This window comes from Levilactobacillus angrenensis, assembly GCF_003946085.1.
Taxonomy (GTDB): Bacteria; Bacillota; Bacilli; order Lactobacillales; family Lactobacillaceae; genus Levilactobacillus; species Levilactobacillus angrenensis.
Window position 1 is genome coordinate 84,089 of record NZ_RHOB01000011.1, and the last position, 16,114, is coordinate 100,202.

Here is a 16,114-nt window from a genome sequence, read left to right on the forward strand (position 1 = left end):
GCCAGTCCTCATAACCGATTTAAGCAGTCGTCAATGTATCCAACCAGGCCGGCAATGCCTCTGCCAGTTCCTGATAGGTCAACTCAAACTTGTGTGTATACCAGGGGTCATCAATGGCTTGACCTGCCCGACCCGGTAAAATGTCTAAACACAGCTTGATTTTCTCCCGGTCGGCAGCTGACGGGGCCATGCGCTGGAGATTGTAAACGTTGCTGTGATCCATGGTAATAATCACATCGGCCCAGTCAAAGTCGGCCGCCGTGATGGGGCGAGACCGGTGCTGGCTGGCATCTAGGCCGTGAGCTCGCATCGCCTTGAGAGCACCGGGATGGGGATGATTACCTTCCTCCTCGGGGCTGGTGGCAACGGAAGCGGCGGTAAACTGGTCGGTCAAATGCCGTTCTTTAACCAGCTGATTGAAGATGGCTTCGGCCATAGGGGAACGACAAATGTTACCAAGGCAAACAAAAAGTACGTGTTGCATGGGATACCTCCTAATTAATGGTTAAGACGGGCGGAGTTGCTGGAGTCCGGCTTCACCGTTTGTTATGATGAGTGTACCAGAAAAATAGGAGGAGTGAGCATATGGTAGCAACGATTATTATCATCGTGGTTGTGGTCCTCTTGGCTGCTTGGTACATTAGTGCCTACAACGGCTTGATTCGGACCCGAACCCACGTGCAAGAATCATGGAGTCAAATTGATGTGCAATTAAAACGGCGGAATGATTTAATTCCGAACCTGGTCTCCACGACCAAGGGATACGCCAATTTTGAACAGTCAACGTTAAAGAAAGTCGTCGCCTTACGAAATCAACTGACGGCAGTGCCTGACGGTGATCACCAACAGACGATGGAAGTGTCTAACCAACTGTCCACGACGTTGCGGTCGCTGTTTGCCTTATCTGAAAATTATCCAGATTTAAAGGCTAACACGCAGTTCACGCAATTAATGGAAGAGCTGACCAACACGGAAAACAAGATTGCCTACTCACGACAACTGTACAACAGTTCTGTGGCGAACTTGACGATGAAGATTCAATCCTTCCCTAGCAACATTGTCGCCAAGGTCCACCATTTCCAAGAAAGCGACTACCTGCAGGTCCCTGAAGAGGAAAAGACAGCGCCGAAGGTTAACTTCGATGACTTTAATTCAGATAAGTAGGCGATAACATGTTATATGACCAAATTGCCATGAACAAACGGCGAACCGGCTATGTCATGTTTGGGTTTGGTGTGTTGGTCCTCGCTTTGGGGGCTGCGTTGGGCTACTTGTTCTGGAATAGCTGGATTTCTGGTACGGTGATTGCGGCCGTGGTGGCGGTCGTTTACATGCTGATTATGATCAGCCAGTCGACCAATGTCGTCATGAGCATGAACCATGCGCACGAGATTACAGACGTCAGCCAGGCGCCGCAACTGTGGCACTTAGTTGAAGACATGGCGTTGGTCGCGCAGGTCCCCATGCCTCGGGTCTTCATCATTGATGATCCGAGTCCCAACGCCTTTGCGACAGGCAATGACCCGCAGCACGCGGCGGTGGCTGCCACTACGGGGATCTTGGAACGTCTGAACCGTGAAGAGCTGGAAGGCGTGATTGGCCACGAAATGTCTCACGTCCGCAACTATGACATTCGCCTACAGACCATTGCTTTGGCCTTGTCGGCAGCCATCAGCCTGCTGGTCAACTTTGCCAGCAACTGGTTCTGGTGGGGCGGTGGTCGGCGCCGGGATGATGACCGGGATTCGGGTGGCAACGTCATTGGTATTGTCATTTCGATTTTTCTGGTGATCCTGGCCCCGTTGGCCGCTAGCATTGCGCAAATGGCGTTGTCGCGGAACCGGGAGTACTTGGCGGATGCCGCCAGTGTTGAGCTGACGCGTAATCCCCAGGGGCTCATCAACGCCTTGCGTAAGATTGATGACAGTGAACCCATGCAAGCGGCCGACCCCAACAGTGCGGCCTTATATATCAGCGATCCCTTTAAACACCAGAAGAAATTCGCTGAATTATTTGCGACGCACCCGCCAATTGCGGACCGAATCGCTCGACTGGAAAAAATGTAAAAAAGACGGGCGTTTTGGGGGTGTTTCGTAGTACAATTAAGTGTGATTGAGACTAGGGGAAAGAGTGTGCAACCATGCGCGGAAATTTTATTTATTTAAGTCTAGAACCCGTGACGAATATGATTTATTCGTTGGGCATTTCACCAGCTGATTTTTTGAACGGTGTGCCGGCCATACCGAACCAGCTGCTTTTGCTGAACGAAGAATCCGGCGCTGACGTGGAGATCAATCCCCACACGCGCCTGCAAACCGTCACGGGTCAAGCGCAGATTCGGCGCTACCTGTTGGCCAAGCATGAACGGCCAGTCAAGTGGCTAGACTACACGCACGGCGATGACTTGGATTTCTTGTTGCCTAGCGAAATTGCGGAATTATTGTACTTAGCGCACATGGAGACGCATTTGCGAACGCCATTTTACGCCAAGCTCCAAAACGAATACGCCTTCTTGACCCTGCGTGATGGCTTTTACAAGACGTATTACCGGCATTTAGCGGATTTTGACCACGTGTTAGAGGTCAGTATCAAACGCCATTTGCGAGCGATGCACAACAATCGCTGGGTCTTTGCCCGGCCGTTAGCCATCAGTGATGTGCCACGAGAGATTCTCTTACAGCTGATTCAAGGCTTATTGGATGGCATGATTGTGGCGTTTGACCAACTGGTGGAGCGACACCGTATCTACGTGATTCCGGTACGGGCCATTACGCATCCCGAGCGGCAAAACACCTGGTACACGCAAGAAGAGGTGTATGCTGATTCGCGGGAAGTGGCTAGCTTACGATATGATTTGGCGACGCGCGAATGGGCATTAAGCATCCACGATAACCAAGTTTTTAGCGACGTGACGGATTTAATTTAAATGATAATGAAGGGAGTTGGACCAGCGTCTGGCTCCCTTTTGGTACACTGCCATCTGAATTTTTTGACGGAGTTTTAAGTTAGGGACCGGTAATCCATGGTATAATGTGACTCAGAATCTAATGCGGAACGAACTAAGCGGACCTTGAGGCCGCGTAGCTTGCAATTTGAAACCGGAACGATCGAGGGGATCGTTTCGTTAAATTAGGAGCAGAAAACATGAAAATGCAGCTTGCCGAAATTGCTCATGCTGTGGGCGCAATCAATGATTTTGAAGAATGGCGGAGTGTCAGTGTCACCAGTGTGGCCTTTGACAGTCGGCATTTACAGCCAGGGGGACTCTTTATTCCATTGACTGGTGAACAGGATGGTCACAAGTTCATCCAGTCCGCCATCGATCACGGGGCCGTGGCGACGCTTTGGGCGCGCGACTTAGCGACGGCGCCAGCGGATTTTCCAGTGATTCAAGTCGCTGATTCGTTGAAGGCCTTACAAGACCTGGCGCAATACTACCTGTCTAAAATCAATCCGCGGGTGGTCGCCATTACTGGTAGTAACGGGAAGACGACGACCAAGGATATGATTGCGGCCATCTTGAGCACGCAATTCAATGTGACTAAGACCCACGCCAACTTCAACAATGAGATTGGGGTGCCGATGACCGTCTTGTCCATGGAACCCAACACGGAAATGTTAGTCGTGGAAATGGGGATGGATCGGCCTGGCCAATTGGACTTCCTAAGCAAGCTGGTCTCACCGGACCTGGCTGTCATCACCATGATTGGGGAAGCCCACATCGAGTTCTTCGGGACCCGGGATCGTATCGCTGACGCCAAGATGGAAATTACGCATGGACTCAGCGACGACGGCATCTTCGTGTACAACGGTGATGAACCACTGTTGCAGGAACGGTCCGCTGATTTAACGCAACGGCAGATCACGTTTGGGCAAGGCACCGACAATGACCTGGCCGCTACCGATATTCAGGGGTCCGCAACGGCGACGACCTTTACCACCAATCAATGGCCGGACCTGACCTTTACGATTCCCATGATTGGGACTTACAACGTGAACAATGCGTTGGCTGCCTTAGCGGTCGGCAATGTTTATCGGATCCGGCCCGAGAGTGCACAAAAGGCGCTCCAAACGGTCAATTTGACTGAGAACCGGGCGGAGTGGGTCAAGAGTGCAAACGGCGCGGCTATCTTGAGCGACGTATATAACTCCAACCCGACGGCGGTCAAAGAGGTCTTAGCAGCCTTCTCGAAGACGCCGGTAACTGGTAAGCGTTACGTGGTCTTAGGTGACATGTTGGAGCTGGGGGATCAAGCCAATGCCATGCACGCAGGCTTGGCTGCCGCGATTGACCCAGCGGCCATCAGTCACGTATATTTGGTCGGACCGCACATGGTGGCGCTCCAACAGGCGTTGGCCAAGCAGGCTCCTGAGTTGGCCGTGACCCATTACGAAAGTGCCGACCTGGTAACGCTTTCAGCCGATTTACAAGCCAGCTTGACCCCCGCTGATCAGATTTTATTGAAGGGATCTCACGGGATTCATTTGGAGCAAGTATTGGCGGCACTACAGGATTCTCCAGAAAAATAAGCGATAAACTAGGCAATTTCCGCAAGTCGTGGGAGTTGCTTATTTTGTTTCAGCGTTGTATGATGGCTTAGTTGTATTTAAGAAACGAACTTACCCCGCCTTAGCCAATCACGGTCCGCACCACGGAAAACGGATTTTTTCCAAGAACCTTGAGGCACTATGGCGACGTACCCATTTAGGAGGAAATTATTTTTGAAGTTTAAAGAACTGGGTCTTTCCGAGGACCTACTGAACGCAGTTACGACAGCAGGTTACGAAGAAGCGACCCCAATTCAAGCCGAGACAATCCCCATGGTTTTGGCTGGTCAAGATGTGATTGGACAAGCCCAAACCGGTACTGGGAAGACTGCGGCCTTCGCCTTACCTATCTTGGAAAAGATTGATAAGAGCAATGAAAATGTTCAAGCGTTAGTGGTTTCACCAACGCGGGAACTGGCAATCCAAACCCAAGAAGAAATTTATAAATTAGGTCGTAACGAACGGGCTAACGTCCAAGTCGTTTACGGTGGGGCGGACATCCGTCGGCAAATCAAGTCCTTGAAGAACCACCCGCAAGTGGTTGTTGGGACCCCGGGTCGGTTATTGGACCACATTCGTCGGCACACTCTGAAGTTAGACCACGTTCAAATGTTGGTCTTGGATGAAGCCGATGAAATGTTAAACATGGGTTTCTTGGATGACATTGAAGACATCATCAAGCAATTGCCAGAAAAGCGTCAAACGATGCTTTTCTCCGCAACCATGCCACCCGAAATCAAGCGGGTCGGTGTCCAATTCATGCAAGATCCTAAGCACGTGAAGATTAAGGCTAAGGAATTAACGACCGACTTGATCGATCAATTCTACGTCCGTTCTCGTGACTTTGAAAAGTTTGATATTATGACGCGCTTCTTCGACGTCCAATCACCAGATTTGACCATTGTCTTTACGCGGACTAAGCGCCGGGTCGATGAAATCTCCAATGGGTTACAGGCACGTGGTTACAACGCTGCCGGTATCCATGGGGACTTGACCCAAAAGCGCCGGACGCAAATCATGAACCAATTCCGTCATGGTCAATTGGATATCTTAGTGGCAACCGACGTGGCTGCCCGGGGGATCGATATCAACGATGTCACCCACGTGTACAACTATGATATTCCGCAAGACCCTGACAGTTATGTTCACCGGGTCGGCCGGACTGGCCGTGCCGGGAAGCATGGGGTTTCCATGACGTTTGTAACGCCAAACGAAATGGATTACCTGCGTGAAATCGAAAAGCTGACGAAGGTGCGGATGCTGCCTTTGAAGCCGCCTTCGGATGAAGAAGCTTTGGTGAGCCAATTAGGCGCTGCCAAGGATAAGGTTACTGACTTGGTCAACAAGACAGATACCGAAAAATTCGCCAAGACTGCGGAAGCTTTATTGAACGAATACGATGCTGAAGACTTGGTAGCCGCTCTGTTGAACGACTTAACCAAGGACGATAGTAGTCAAGTACCCGTTAAGATCACCCCAGAACGGCCATTGCCTAAGCGCGGTGGCAAACGTCATGGCGGTGGCGGTTACCATCATGGTGGCGGCAATCGTCGTGGCGGTGGGTACCGTGGTCACCGTGGGAATGATTCTCGCGGCGGTCGTGGTGGTTCACGCGGTCATGACTCACGTAACCATGATTCACGTAACCATGGTGACAACCGGAATCGTCGGAGCAACGGCGGCAACGGTGGTCGGCGTAACGAAGGTGGGAGCCGCGGCTTCACCATTCGGAAGAAAGACTAATTTGCTTCACTAAAATTGATTAGAAGGAACTCGCCTCGTGGCATACGGGGCGAGTTTTTTTTACGGAAAAATTGCAGGGCCAATCATTTTTCAAAAAAATTTTTAAGTCATCAAAACGTTGTGTCACCGGGGATTGCGAAACCATTTTACCCTATAAATGGATTTTGGATAAAAATATTGGTTGCAATCTGAAAATAGGCGTGATATTATTCCCTTATCGAATTGATACGAGATAACTTATATAAGACAACGGAGGATTCTAACATGGCAAATCATTTTGACTTACACGCTGCACTGACGCTCGCCACTCAGCCGGGGCCATTCATGACCATGACCCTACCGGTAACGGGTATTCCGGCTACGGACCGGACCCAATTCAAAAGTCTTCTCAAACAAGGAAAAGAACGTTTAGCAAAAGTTGCGCCTGACAGAGCGTGGTCGGCTTACGATGAGGCCTTCAGTCCCTTTAGCCAGGGGCCACTCACCAACGGTAGCGCGGCCGGACTTCTGATCATGGCCGGCCCCACGGACAGTTATCACTACTGGTTACACACTCCCGTGGCGGCCACGGTGACGGTCACTTACCAGCCCAACGTGCTACCCATCTTGCAGGCCCGTGACCAGACCAGCGATTTTGATTTACTACTGTTGAGCCAGGACGCCTTTGAACTGGCACAAGTCCGCAGCGGCCGACCGGAACTGATCAACTTACCCGTCGATGCGCCAGCCACCTTGACGCAAGCTTTGGGCAGTGAGCAACGCGGTCGGGGACGGTGGCAACGGTCCGCGGGTGACCAGACCCATTATAGTGGGACGGGGTCGCTGGATGCCGCCCAAGCAGCCGACCAGCGGAACTATTTTCTCATGGTCGACAGCTATGTCAGCGAACACTACTCGAACGTCAACCAGGTGCCACTGATCTTGGTGGCCAGCGCCAGCAACCAGGGGAATTTCCGCAAGGTCTCCCAAAATGCTTACTTGGACCCGGTCGTTCAATTGGTGCAAAATCCCAATCTGGCGGCGGCCAATCAGACGCTGGCGGCAGTGACCTTCAAGGTGTCTGAACAACGTCACCAACAGGCAACTCAGGTGCGGCATGATGTTTACGCAAAAGCGCGGCAAGGCCAGCAGGTGGTCCAAGACCTCGGCGCCCTCGCCACGGCGGCGGTCCAAGGCCAAATCACCAAACTTTGGATTCGTGCCGACGCGACCCAACCCGGTCATCTGACCGAGAAGGGAGAAGTCATGACGGCCACGGCCCTCAGCCGGCAAAATAACCTCTACAATGATCTGGCTCTCCTAGTGAGTCGCTTAGGTGGCCAAGTCGAGGTCTTACCGGCAGAAGCGATGCCGACCCGGAGCCCCGTAGCAGCGCAACTACAGCTACGCGCGGCGATGCTTCACTAAATTCGACATAACATATTTTATGAAGGCAAGCGGACTGAGAGACGCGAGCCTTTTTTACTTAGTTGATTCAGGGGTGAAAGCAGAGTTAACGCGTTGATTCCCGGAGCGATAGGATTTGGCCCGCTAAGATTAGTGAAACTAGAATTCTGTGATACCGCCTGCTAGGGGAAACACCGCCAGCCGGGGAAGCAATCTGCCGGTCTCCGGTGAGCGGGTGATGGCCACTTAGATAATTAAGTTTAAGATTAACCTTAACTGAGCAAGTTGAGGGGGTCAATCGCGAAGGGCTGTGCTAAAATATAACGTAGACATTAATAGGAGGAGTGGCGCGATGATTTACGGAACCGGCATTGATATTACCGACTTGGCCCGGGTACAAGCCGTGGTGGCGAAACAACCGCTATTTTTAAGTAAGGTGTTGACCCCCAACGAACTACATGATTATCAGCAGTTGCGGGGGCAACGGGCAGTCGAGTTTATTGCCGGGCGTTGGTCAGCCAAAGAATCTTACAGTAAAGCCATGGGTACTGGTATTGGGGCCACCGTGGGCTTTCAAGATATTGAGATTCGCGATAATGCGGCTGGCCGGCCCATCGTCATCCGTCACCCGTTTGGGGGCATTGCCCACGTTTCCATTTCACATACGGCAACGTTGGTGATGACGCAGGTTATCCTAGAAAGAGGGAAATAATCATGGTAGTTGGGGTTCATCGGCCAACCAAGTTGGTGATTGATCGGCAGGCATTGCGAGAAAATATTCACACGGCAGTTTCTCGTTTAGCGCCGGGGTGTGAGTTATTCATGGTGGTTAAGGCCAACGGCTACGGGCATGGCGCTATTCAGGTGGCGCAGGCGGCAAAGGATGCCGGAGCCACGGGATTTTGTGTGGCTATTTTAGATGAAGCGTTGGAATTACGGGCCGCAGGATTTAATGAGCCGATTCTCGTATTAGGCGTGGGGGACCCCGCGGATGCGCCGCTGATGGCCGAAAAGCGGATTTCGGCGACGGTCGCGGCACAAGACTGGTTGACGGAAGCCCATCAGTATTTGGCACTGGCCCACGTGACGGCACCGTTGCAGGTCCACTTGGGACTGGACACGGGTATGGGCCGCATTGGCTTTAAGACCAGTTCGTCTTTGCAAACGGCGGTGGCTTACCTCAACGCCCACGCCGATTTGAACTTTGAAGGCATCTTCACGCACTTCTCGACCGCCGACAGTTCAGACGACCACTACTTCAAGCAACAGGTGGCCACGTGGAAAGCGTTGACGAGCAAATTGACGCGGCTACCACGGTACGTGCACGTATCCAATTCAGCGACTAGCCTGTGGCATGCCGAATGCAACGACAATATGGTGCGGTTTGGCGTGGCGGGATACGGATTAAACCCTTCAGGGACTGAAGTGGCGGCCCCGTATACCTTACATCCCGCGATGCGTTTAGTTAGTGAATTGGTGCACGTTAAGCGCGTCGTCGCCGGCGAATCCGTGGGCTACGGGGCGACCTATACGGCGCAACAGCCAGAATGGGTCGGCACGGTGCCGATTGGCTATGCCGACGGCTATGAACGGCGATTACAAGGCTTCCACGTACTGATTGATGGGCAACCTTGTGAAATTATCGGTCGGGTCTGCATGGACCAACTGATGGTGCGGTTACCGCGTGAATTTGCCCGAGGAACGCGTGTGACCTTGGTGGGTCGTGATGGTGACGAAAGCATCAGTCTCCAAGACGTCGCCGACTATTGTGGAACAATTCACTATGAAATTGCTTGTGGCTTTACCGCGCGATTACCCCGCGTGTACGAAAATTAAATTATGGGCTTCTAGTGTCCTGATTCATCGTTTCGTGGTAAACTAGATGAGACGAAGGATTAACTTGAGGAGGGGCAATTCATGGCTCAGTTACAACAATTGAATCGGCCGCAGTTACGGCTGCGCATCACCCGGACGGCACGGCATCAATCGTTGATTCCACTGCGTTCTGCAGCGGCGAACAAGCTAGCTTTAATTGTTGGGTATCAAGCAATGGCGCTCATCAACCGAGATTTGGCCCGGGCCTTCACGCCTTGTGAAGAGGAAGCCGAACGACGGTTAACCCAGTTTCGTAGAACCGAGATCAAGAATTAAGTTTAAAAATTAATACAGTTAGGGGATGGCGGCCCATGGCCCGTGTTGAAGTCAAACGCGGTGACGTATTCTTCGCCGACCTATCACCAGTCGTTGGTTCGGAGCAAGGTGGCATGCGCCCCGTGTTAATCATCCAAAACAACGTGGGGAACCACTATAGTCCGACCGTAATCGTGGCGGCAATCACCGCTCGGATCGAGAAGCCAAAAATGCCGACGCATGTCGGCATTTCCGCAGCTCGGACCGGAATTGAGCGGGATTCCGTCATTTTGCTTGAGCAAATTCGGACCATTGATAAGCAGCGATTGAAAGATCAGGTTACCCACTTGGACGTAAAAACGATGGCAGCGGTCGACGCTGCCCTTGCAACCAGTATCGGCTTGGTGGACAAGGCGCGTAAGAGAAAAGCGAAATAGATTTCGTACATAGCATTGCGGCAAAATTTTAGCTGGTGACTCACCTCTTTTTGGTGATTCACCAGCTTTTTTGTCTACCGCTGTTTTATTTGGGATTTGACTGGCGATGTTGGTTCTGGCTGATGCCTTGCTGTCCGTCTCATATGAGGCTTCACGACCATATGAGTGACTAAACTGGTGCCTGCGGCTGTCAGGGGTCCCACCTGCTATGGGGAACGGCTCCAGTCAAAAAGCGGGCTTCCACCTCGCTTTAAAGCCTGGCAAAACCCGCCAGTCTTCAAAGTCGTCCCACGCTGTAGGCTGAGAAAGGACCCCAGCCAACACCGTCGACACAGCTGGCTCCACCCCTGACCTCCTCCGGCGAAGTGGTGGTGTTCAGCGGTATCATTACAACTCATGGTGGCCGACGACTACTACGGCTAGACTGGTGTGGTGTTTTTGCCGAGGTTGCCAGCAACCACTAACATAGCCGAGAGGCCGTCCCATATGAACTCAGCCGTGGGAGTTCCCTTAGCGGTGGGTTGGCCGGTTAGGGAACTGGCGTCTTTGAGACGGGGGTATCGGCTCAAAGCGAGGCCGAGACCGTTCTTCAGGCTCGGACCGGTCCGCCCACCGCGCTCCAGTCTCATATGGGACGGGTGGTAGGCGAGAGTCAGAACCAACATCGTCAGCCATATGTCAAGAATCACCGCACCAAAAAGGCCAGCCACCGTAGCGACTGACCTGGACCAACTGATTTAGTTTTCGTGCCGGAGATCTTCAATTTCTGGGACGTGGAATTCCTTGCGTTCCAATGCTTTGACGATGCGGTCGAGCTTTTCTTCGTCGACTTCGGCAGGTAAGGTGAACATAGTCCGGTGAACCAATTCGCCTTCCTGGGCGTCTAAGCTAATGACACTGGCAATGGACGTGTACTTGGTGATGATCTTAGCCATGCCGGCCAGGTCACCACGTTCGCCAGCTGAGACCACCGTGATCACGTAACTGCCGATATTGACGTTCCAAGACTGGGACAGCATGTCCATCAACCGCGTATGCGTGAGGATGCCGTAGAACGCGTTCTTGTCATCTAAGACCGCGATGTAAGGCAAGTCTTTGATAGAGAAGAAAACGTTAAAGAAGGCAGCGTTCACAGAAATGAACTTGGTGGCGTTCTTCAGTAATGATGTCACCGGGAGCTGCATGTCGCCGCCCCGGGATTTATGACGATAGATATGCATCTTGTAGATGTTTCCTCGGAAAATTTGCCCCGTTTCATCTAGAATTGGCACACACCGATAGCCTGAGTCTTCCAAGACCTTTAAGGCTTGTTCCAAGGTGACGTCCTCGCGAACCGTAACCAACCGTTCCTTCGGCTTCACTAGGGATTTAAGCAGCATAGCAGATGACCTCCTAAAAATTAGAAACTTCTAATAATCTCTTCTAATAATACCATATTTTACCCGCCAACGGGTAGCTATTTCGTGGGAAATTCGTGTTAAAATAAAAGAAAGCTGGTTAAGGAGGGGAGACCCTGTGAAGAATTCCAATGATTCCGATGACAAGCCCATCATTACGAAAAAATGGCTATACTGGACCTTGGCTGCCTTCGTGGCAATTCTCATTTTATTAGCGATCGGCATGATTTTTTAAACCGACCGCCGGAAAAACAAAAAGTTGCGCTGACCACCAACGGTGAGCGCAACTTTTTTAAAATTCAATTAGAAGATAATCACAGGCGTCCCAACCTTGACGTTGGCGAAGACGGCCGCAATCTTGGAAGGTGGGGTGTTCACACAACCGTGAGACCCGTGCTTGATGTACCAAGTGCCACCATATTGTGGTTGCCATGAGGAATCATGGATACCGACACCGGTGTCATCGACAGGCATCCAGTACTTCACTGGAGAAGCATAGCTGGAACCATTATCGTTTTGACCACGTAATGTGGCATTCCGTTGCTTGCTCCAAATAACCCAGACACCAGTTGGCGTATGGTGCGCAGTCGTTGGTAATCCAGTCACAACGTCGGTTGAAACGACGACTTTTCCGTTCTTGTAGACCCACATGTGCTGGTTAACTTTATCAACTTCGACGTACGATTTTCCAATATCTGTGCCGTCACTGTGATAGCCGCTTCCTTGAATTGCAGGGGTGCGGTCCATGCCCTTGCCAGCAAGAATTGCCTTGCTGAGGGCCGGTGCTTCGGACTTAACTTTGATGGTCCAACCATACAGGCCAGCCTTGACCTTGACCGTCCCACGCTTCGTCGACTTGAACGTCCGGGTCTTGTTGACGGTCCCGTACTTGTGACTGAGCTTGGTCAGGTAAGTCTTGATGGCGGTTGAATCGGTAGCTAACTTCCCGTTCTTAAACGTGATCCAGCTGGCTAACGTGTCCGCTGGAATCGTGATCTTGTGACCACTGAGCTTGTACAGGTAAGTTTGCTTGGTAATGGCTTCTGCCTTAGCTTGCGCCGTCTTAAACGTGGTCGAAGTCGTTGTGACTTGTGGTTGGCGATAGTCGCCAGACACATCAACGGTATTCGACCCCTTTTCAATGGCTGCAGTAATCGTTTTGGCTAGCTTGTCGGCATCGAGTTGGTTACCTTTTTGTTCCTTGGTAACGACCCACTTGCCGTCTTGATAGTTAAACGTTGCATCCTTGGCAGCGGTCCGCGTCTTATTTGCCTTAGTCGCAATCGACTTGGCTAGGGCTTGGACGCTTTCTTGATTCTCGTCACTAGCGTTCAGCTCGAGGCTGTCAGCAGTGGCGGTCGTCACGTGAGCAGGCCAGCTCCAGACGTTTTGCTTACCGATCAGTTGCTTGAGGGCCGCTTCAGAAGTGACCTTCAAATCAACCTGTTTGGTTTTGATCGTGGAGACGGTTTGACTGCCATCCTTTAATGTATATTGTTGGTCCTTCAGCGCGGTTTTGAGCTTGGCTGCCGCTTGGCTAGCCGTGTTGCCCCCGACGTTAACGCCGGCAATTTGCGTGTCCTTAAAGAAGACTTGCGCTGAAGAGTAGTGAAGCGCTTGGCCAACGTAAATGGCCCCAACCGCAACTGCTGCGGTCACCAGACCAATGACCAGACCTTTTCTTTTTTTCATGGGTATAACCTCCTAAAATAGCTAGTGGAGGAAAAGTCGTCATGCTTAACTACCATTAATAGCATACTCCAAGCTTACTTCAAACTACCTTAAATGGCAATGCGAATGCATTTATGTTAACGGTTACATTACTTTCAGGTCAACTATTACAGGAATTCAAAAAAATTCTGACTGCAAGTATTCGCTCGGCTAAACTGTTTAGCTATCGTGTGATAAACGACGTGGGGTGTCGTCAAGCCACCTGTCGTCAAGAAGGCACGCTGCATCTAATGTTGCAGACTAGTTAAACAGAAGCCTAGCAAGGAAAACTAGTCTGCTGGCTGAGACCGATAGTGTTGGTGGTCACTGGTCAGGCAACAGAGCGGCCGGAAAAAGTCGTTATCTCCAACTTTCCCAGGTTATCATTTTAATGCGTGGTGGTAGTCGTCAGCGCAATGGTGAGGAGGGCCAACTGACTTGGTCCGATCCGGCCACCGCGTGCCAACTGGTAGTTGGCGGACAGGAGACAGCCAGCACACAGCGGGTTACCAGTCCGAATCGGGCCGTTTTCTGCAACAAAAAAACGCCGCTCCACGGGGGAGTGGCGTTTCCAATGAGCTAAGCTTAGCCTTCAAGGGCAGCTAAACCATCAGCAGTAACCTTCTTTAAGGTTTCAGCTGACTTAGCCATTAAGTCCTTTTCCTTGTCAGAAAGCGGAACTTCGATAACCTTTTCAATCCCCTTAGCGTTGATGATTGCTGGGGTACCGATGAAGATATCGTTCAAGCCGTATTCGCCGTTCAATGGGGCACCGACAGGCAATACCGCGTTTTCGTCACGCAGGATAGCCTTGGTGATCCGCATCAAGCAGGTGGCAACACCATAGAAGGTTGCGCCTTTACGGTTAATGATTTGGTAAGCCTTGTTACGGGTGTCATCTTCGATCTTAGCTAAGTCGTCATCAGTGATGCCGTGTTCCTTAGCAATGGTCTTCAATGGCTTTGAACCGATGGTAGCTTCGTCGTAAGCGGCGAATTCTGAATCACCATGTTCACCCATGATGTAAGCTTCAACGTTCCGTGGGTCAACGTCCAGCTTGTTAGCCAGCGCAACACGCAGACGAGAAGTATCCAATGAAGTCCCAGAACCAATAACCTTTTCCTTAGGGAAGCCAGAGAACTTCCAAGTAGCGTAAGTTAAAATGTCAACTGGGTTAGCAGCGATAACGAAGATCCCGTCGAAACCGGAATCAACCACTGGCTTAACAACAGCCTTGATGATCTTTAAGTTCTTGTTGACCAAATCCAAACGAGTTTCGCCTGGCTTTTGGGCAGCACCAGCAGTGATTACGACAACGTCTGCATCTTTGCAGTCAGAGTAATCGCCAGAGTATACCTTTTTAGGTGCGGTGAAGACTTGTGCATCTTCGAGGTCAAGGGCGTCCCCTTCAGTCCGTTCCTTAACAACGTCCACAATAGCTAATTCTTCTGCTAATCCTTGGTTTACCATTGAGTAGGCGAAAGCTGAACCAACAGCGCCGTCCCCAACTAAAACAACTTTTTGATGAGTCTTAGTAGTCAAATTCTTCATCTCCAAATAAGTATTTTGACATCAAGGTACGCAATAATACCCGTGAGTTAGTATACCATGTTAAAAGCATGAAAGCTATCGCCGGGACCTAAATTTTGTGAAAAATATCATTTATTTTTTCATGGGTCAGCTATCTAGCCGAAAACACGTCATGACGGTAAACTAGCCACTTGGTCAGCGATTTGCCGCGCTTTGTTCCTGTAAAATCAGCGAACAAATGCCCGGTTTAATTCACAAAACGGGACGGATAATCCCCAGCCAGCGGGTCAGTGCCGGGCCTGGTCACTTGGACTACCGGCCTTTCACAAGCTCACAAAAACTAGCCGAAAACGGTGGCTTTCATGGAAAAATTCGTTCATTTTTCACAAGGAAAAGGGCCATCAAGACAAGCCACAACGAAATTAATTTAATTATTTTTCACATGGCTAAAAAATCATGCCGTTTGTGAAAATTACGGTCGCCGGTCATCGGACGTCATCAGCCCGGATTACCAGGCAGGTTTCGTGAAGTCCAGGCAGGACTATGCTATACTCAAGGGTGGTAATTTTGAATTGAGAAGATAATCTGAGCGGCTGAACGGTGAGTCAAGGCTTCCGTCCAGCTCTTTTGTCTCTAGCTCAGGATCAACAGCTCTAAGGGAGAATAATTTTAAAATGAAAATGATCGTTGGTTTAGGAAATATCGGCCCCCAGTACGACGGCACGCGGCACAACACCGGTTTCATGGTGGTGGACGCCTTTGCTAAGGAACACAACATCACGCTGAACACGCGTAAGATGGATGCCCGCTTTGGGAGTGGGGTCGTGAATGGTGAAAAGGTCTTGCTGGTCAAGCCGACCACGTTTATGAACGAATCAGGGCGGGCGGTTCACCCCATCATGAACTACTTCAAAATCGACGTGGATGACATCATGGTCGTTCACGATGATATGGATTTGCCGGTGGGGCGGATTCGGTTGCGCGACCACGGCTCAGCTGGCGGCCACAATGGTATCAAGAGTATCATTGCCCACGTGTCGACGGAAAAGTTCAAGCGCTTGCGGGTTGGCATTGCCCATCCCCAACAACACACCGTCGTCGATTACGTGTTGGGCAAATTTACCACTGACCAACAACCGCTCTTCAACCAAGCGACGGATCAAGCCGTTGCCGCGTTGGACGACTGGTTAGCCGGCAGTGAGTTTACGCAGTTGATGAACCAGTACAACTAGG

General features: G+C 51.1%; 15 protein-coding genes. 11 read left to right on the forward strand and 4 right to left on the reverse strand.

The window, feature by feature from the left end; genetic code table 11:
* Nucleotides 1–19: 19 nt before the first annotated feature.
* Nucleotides 20–484 carry a low molecular weight protein-tyrosine-phosphatase gene (locus EKM83_RS08235; RefSeq protein WP_125576327.1) on the reverse strand — a complete coding sequence of 155 codons (465 nt, stop codon included), beginning with the start codon at nt 482–484 and terminating at the stop codon, nt 20–22.
* 101 nt (nt 485–585) lie between these two features.
* Here EKM83_RS08235 and EKM83_RS08240 point away from each other — a divergent pair, with 101 nt between their 5' ends.
* The 10 genes from EKM83_RS08240 to EKM83_RS08285 all read left to right on the forward strand — a co-directional run bounded on the left by EKM83_RS08240 (nt 586) and on the right by EKM83_RS08285 (nt 10,244).
* A complete protein-coding gene (locus EKM83_RS08240) occupies nt 586–1,164 on the forward strand; it encodes a LemA family protein (protein WP_125576329.1) in 579 nt (192 codons plus the stop codon).
* An 8-nt stretch (nt 1,165–1,172) separates the two neighbouring features.
* Nucleotides 1,173–2,066, forward strand: a complete 894-nt coding sequence (htpX, locus tag EKM83_RS08245) for a zinc metalloprotease HtpX (RefSeq protein ID WP_125576331.1) — start codon at nt 1,173–1,175, stop codon at nt 2,064–2,066.
* Nucleotides 2,067–2,140: 74 nt separating this feature from the next.
* A complete protein-coding gene (locus EKM83_RS08250; RefSeq protein WP_125576333.1) occupies nt 2,141–2,926 on the forward strand; it encodes a hypothetical protein in 786 nt (261 codons plus the stop codon).
* Between the two features lie 218 nt (nt 2,927–3,144).
* A complete protein-coding gene (locus EKM83_RS08255) occupies nt 3,145–4,530 on the forward strand; it encodes a UDP-N-acetylmuramoyl-tripeptide--D-alanyl-D-alanine ligase (protein ID WP_125576335.1) in 1,386 nt (461 codons plus the stop codon).
* Nucleotides 4,531–4,722: 192 nt separating this feature from the next.
* Nucleotides 4,723–6,291, forward strand: a complete 1,569-nt coding sequence (locus tag EKM83_RS08260; RefSeq protein WP_125576337.1) for a DEAD/DEAH box helicase — start codon at nt 4,723–4,725, stop codon at nt 6,289–6,291.
* 264 nt (nt 6,292–6,555) lie between these two features.
* Nucleotides 6,556–7,698 (forward strand): baeRF6 domain-containing protein, encoded by a 1,143-nt coding sequence (locus EKM83_RS08265; RefSeq protein ID WP_125576339.1) that lies wholly within the window; start codon nt 6,556–6,558, stop codon nt 7,696–7,698.
* A 331-nt stretch (nt 7,699–8,029) separates the two neighbouring features.
* The gene (gene acpS, locus EKM83_RS08270) at nt 8,030–8,389 is read left to right on the forward strand and encodes a holo-ACP synthase (protein WP_125576341.1); all 360 of its coding nucleotides are present in this window, start codon (nt 8,030–8,032) and stop codon (nt 8,387–8,389) included.
* 2 nt (nt 8,390–8,391) lie between these two features.
* Entirely contained in the window at nt 8,392–9,513 is a 1,122-nt protein-coding gene (alr, locus tag EKM83_RS08275) for an alanine racemase (protein ID WP_125576343.1), read from the forward strand.
* Nucleotides 9,514–9,594: 81 nt separating this feature from the next.
* Nucleotides 9,595–9,828: a hypothetical protein gene (locus tag EKM83_RS08280; RefSeq protein WP_125576345.1), complete on the forward strand. Its 234-nt coding sequence runs from the start codon at nt 9,595–9,597 to the stop codon at nt 9,826–9,828.
* 35 nt (nt 9,829–9,863) lie between these two features.
* Nucleotides 9,864–10,244: a type II toxin-antitoxin system PemK/MazF family toxin gene (locus tag EKM83_RS08285; protein WP_125576347.1), complete on the forward strand. Its 381-nt coding sequence runs from the start codon at nt 9,864–9,866 to the stop codon at nt 10,242–10,244.
* Between the two features lie 737 nt (nt 10,245–10,981).
* Here the strand turns inward: EKM83_RS08285 and cbpA are convergent.
* From cbpA to EKM83_RS08300, 3 genes are all read right to left on the reverse strand, one after another.
* Complete coding sequence (gene cbpA, locus EKM83_RS08290; RefSeq protein WP_048732552.1) at nt 10,982–11,623, reverse strand: cyclic di-AMP binding protein CbpA; 642 nt, start codon at nt 11,621–11,623, stop codon at nt 10,982–10,984.
* Between the two features lie 321 nt (nt 11,624–11,944).
* Entirely contained in the window at nt 11,945–13,333 is a 1,389-nt protein-coding gene (locus tag EKM83_RS08295) for a L,D-transpeptidase family protein (protein WP_125576349.1), read from the reverse strand.
* A 603-nt stretch (nt 13,334–13,936) separates the two neighbouring features.
* Nucleotides 13,937–14,902, reverse strand: a complete 966-nt coding sequence (locus EKM83_RS08300; RefSeq protein ID WP_125576351.1) for an L-lactate dehydrogenase — start codon at nt 14,900–14,902, stop codon at nt 13,937–13,939.
* A 653-nt stretch (nt 14,903–15,555) separates the two neighbouring features.
* Here EKM83_RS08300 and pth point away from each other — a divergent pair.
* Nucleotides 15,556–16,113, forward strand: a complete 558-nt coding sequence (gene pth / locus EKM83_RS08305) for an aminoacyl-tRNA hydrolase (protein ID WP_125576353.1) — start codon at nt 15,556–15,558, stop codon at nt 16,111–16,113.
* The last annotated feature ends 1 nt before the right edge of the window (nt 16,114 follow it).